Here is a 3,436-nt window from a genome sequence, read left to right as displayed (position 1 = left end):
GCTGAGTGGGGGGACATCATCGAAATCGGGATTCCCTATTCGGATCCCTTAGCCGATGGTACAACCATTCAAAAGGCATCTGTGGTAGCGTTATCACAGGGAATAAAGACACCGCAAGTTCTGGAGTTGATCTCAGATCTCCGGAGGGTAACTGATACCCCATTTGTCATCATGACTTACTACAATGTGATTTATAAATATGGTCTTGACGTCTTTGCAAAAGCCGTTGCAGGGGTGGGAGTCGATGGAGTGATTATTCCAGATTTGCCTCCTGAGGAGGCTCATCCTTGGTGCTCGGTTGCCGAAGCAAATTCCATCGACACCATTTTTTTGCTCGCCCCTACTAGCACCGAGGACAGGATCAGGAAAGTGGCATCCGCATGTCGTGGATTCATTTATTGCGTTTCCCTCACGGGAGTCACTGGAGTGAGGGAAGCTCTATCCATTACCCTGCCCCATTTTATCTCACGGGTAAGAGTGCTGACCGACAAGCCATTGGCGGTCGGCTTTGGGATATCCTCCCCCGAACATGCTAGGGAAGTTGCGAAAATTGCCGATGGTGTCATAATAGGAAGCGCGCTCATCGATTTAATAGATAAGGCAAAGGATGAGCGGGGACAAGTAGCCAGCGTAATGAGATTTGTCAAAGAAATTCGGGAAGCGTTGGCGAGGGTTTAAGGGGAAATAATGCCCATTTCCGAATGGTTCCATAAGAAGGGTAATAATAGGATAAATCCATCTTCTGAAAAGCGCGAGATCCCCGAGGGGATTTGGTCGAGGTGTGCTGCTTGCAACGAGATCATCTTCCAAAGGGAACTACTCAGGAATCACAAGGTCTGTCCAAAGTGCAATTACCATTTTCCACTAACTCCCTGGGAGCGGATAAATCTCCTCATTGACGGAAATACTTTTAAGGAGTTTAATCCTCATCTTTGTTCAAAAGATCCCCTTGGATTTGTCGCCGCTAAGTCTTACCTGGAAAGCTTGAGTCAAGCGAGGGAAAGGACCGGACTCGATGAAGCCGTAGTCACCGGTGAAGGTCAACTCAATGGGCATAAGGTCATTTTGGGTGTCATGGACTTTCGATTCGTCGGGGGGAGTATGGGTTCCGTGGTAGGAGAGAAGATCACAAGGATTGTGGAAAAAGCGGGGAGAGAGGGAATTCCTCTGATTATAGCCTCGGCATCCGGGGGAGCTCGAATGCAAGAGGGTATGCTCTCACTAGTGCAAATGGCTAAGACCAGCGCAGCCCTTGCCCGCCTTCATGAGGCAAGGGTTCCCTATATTGCCATACTGACCCATCCCACCACTGGAGGGGTTGCCGCCAGCTTTGCTATGCTCGGGGACGTAATAATTTCGGAACCAAGGGCTTTGATCGGATTCGCGGGCCCCAGAGTCATCGAAAAGACCATAAAACAGAAGCTGCCGAAGGGCTTCCAGACGGCTGAGTTTTTGCTGGAACATGGCATGATCGATATGGTCGTTCCCCGAAGGGAATTAAAATCAACCATCTCCAGACTCCTGGATTTCTTTACAGGATAATATGCCCTAGACACAATGTGTTTAAAAAAGGTTTCTCAATTCACCATGTGTTTATCGCATGAATGCAAGATGTAAAAATCAAAAATCAATGTAAAGTTCCTTTAAACATTTTAAATTTTGGATTGTCATTTATACATTTTGAATTTTAAATTTCTGTGGGGGTGCTGAAATGCCAAAGCAAAGATTCATGCTCGATTTTGAGAGACCCATAGTGGAACTGGAGAATAGGTTGGAGGAGTTAAAGCAATTGCCCCTCGCTTCCCAGCCTGAAATAGCGGGAGAAATCAAATACCTAGAAGCTCAAATCGAGAAGTTAAAGAAGAAAGTTTATTCTGAATTAAGTCCCTGGGAAAAGGTACAAATTGCCAGGCATCCAGATCGCCCCCGAACATCGGATTACATCAATTTACTCTTCACCGATTTCCTTGAACTCCATGGCGATAGACTTTTTCGAGATGATCCCGCAATTATAGGCGGCCCCGCCTTTTTAGATCATCAGAAGGTGATGATCGTGGGTCATCAGAAGGGTAAGGATACTAAGGAAAATTTGTTTCGAAATTTTGGTATGCCCCACCCGGAAGGCTATAGGAAGGCTTTGAGGCTGATGAAGCTCGCGGAGAAATTTAACATCCCCATTTTGTGCTTCATCGATACCCCTGGTGCTTACCCAGGTATTGGGGCGGAGGAGAGGGGCCAAGCCATTGCCATCGCCAATAATTTGATGGAAATGAGCTTGCTTTCCACCCCCATAATTGTGGTGAACATCGGGGAAGGGGGAAGTGGTGGAGCCCTTGCTTTGGGAGTGGGTGACAAAACCCTCATGCTAGAGAATGCATATTATTCGGTGATCTCTCCCGAGGGTTGTGCGAGTATATTGTGGCGGGATGAATCCAAAGCTCGCGAGGCTGCACAAGCCCTAAAGCTGACCGCGGACGCCCTTTTAAACTTAAGGGTAATCGATGGAATCGTAAAGGAACCCTTGGGAGGTGCCCATCGCGATCCAAGCTTTGTCGCCAGGGAGCTAAAGAGCATTTTGGTTGCTTCCCTTAGGGAGCTAAGATCGTATCCCCCCGATAAGTTACTCGAACGGCGTTATAAAAGGTTGAGAGAGATTGGAATTTTTGAAGAGGGCTAATAAGAAAGCCCCTTGGATGTGAAAGGAAATATTCATGAGAGAAATCGAGGCAAGTAGAATAACTAATGTGATATCAAATCTTTGTAAAGAAGCTAATTTTAGCCTACCGGACGATGTTCTCTCCTCCATCGAGACCGCTAAACTTAAAGAGGATTCTCCAATGGGCAAGGAAGTGCTCTCCTTGATCTTGGAGAATGCGCAAGTAGCACAGCGGGAGAAAATTCCCCTATGTCAGGATACCGGATCCGTGGTTGTATTTTTAGAGTTGGGGCAGGAGGTCCTAATAAGGGGAGACATTTATAGGGCCATAAATGAAGGAGTTCGCCGTGGATATAAGGAGGGTTACCTTCGAAAGTCAATGGTCAGGGATCCCTGTTTTTCAAGGGAAAATACCGGTGACAATACCCCTGCCATCGTTCATATAGAGATCGTGCCCGGAAATGCATTGAAGATTATAGTCATGCCCAAGGGGAGTGGCAGTGAGAACATGAGCCGCCTTTCCATGCTTAAACCCGCCGAAGGCGTGGAGGGAATCATCGATTTCGTTGTGGAGACCATTGAGATCGCGGGACCCAATTCCTGTCCCCCCTTAATCGTGGGTGTGGGAGTGGGTGGATCCTTTGAGATGGCAGCGTACCTTGCCAAAAAGGCTTTGTTGAGAAAGATTCAAGAGGAAAATCCCTCCATTGAGGTAGCGAATTTGGAGAGGGAGCTGCTCAAAAGGATAAATCGTTTGGGCATTGGACCTCAGGGTTTTGG

Annotated in this window: 4 protein-coding genes; all 4 read left to right on the top strand. The window is 47.4% G+C overall.

All coding sequences use genetic code 11. The features are described from left to right. The coding region (trpA, locus tag AB1466_00690; protein MEW6188621.1) for a tryptophan synthase subunit alpha at window positions 1–678 on the top strand (678 nt) is incomplete at its 5' end. Between the two features lie 9 nt (window positions 679–687). Further along, on the top strand, window positions 688–1,542 hold the full coding sequence (gene accD / locus AB1466_00685; protein ID MEW6188620.1) for an acetyl-CoA carboxylase, carboxyltransferase subunit beta: 855 nt from the start codon (window positions 688–690) through the stop codon (window positions 1,540–1,542). A 169-nt stretch (window positions 1,543–1,711) separates the two neighbouring features. After that, on the top strand, window positions 1,712–2,677 hold the full coding sequence (locus AB1466_00680) for an acetyl-CoA carboxylase carboxyltransferase subunit alpha (protein ID MEW6188619.1): 966 nt from the start codon (window positions 1,712–1,714) through the stop codon (window positions 2,675–2,677). 34 nt (window positions 2,678–2,711) lie between these two features. Continuing rightward, window positions 2,712–3,436, top strand: a 725-nt coding sequence (locus AB1466_00675; protein ID MEW6188618.1) for a fumarate hydratase, incomplete at its 3' end; no start/stop codon positions are given.

The organism is Actinomycetota bacterium, assembly GCA_040755895.1.
In the GTDB taxonomy this organism is placed as follows: Bacteria; Actinomycetota; Aquicultoria; order Subteraquimicrobiales; family Subteraquimicrobiaceae; genus Subteraquimicrobium.
The sequence above is the reverse complement of the archived record's forward strand: the minus strand, read 5'-3'. Positions and strand labels throughout refer to the sequence as shown.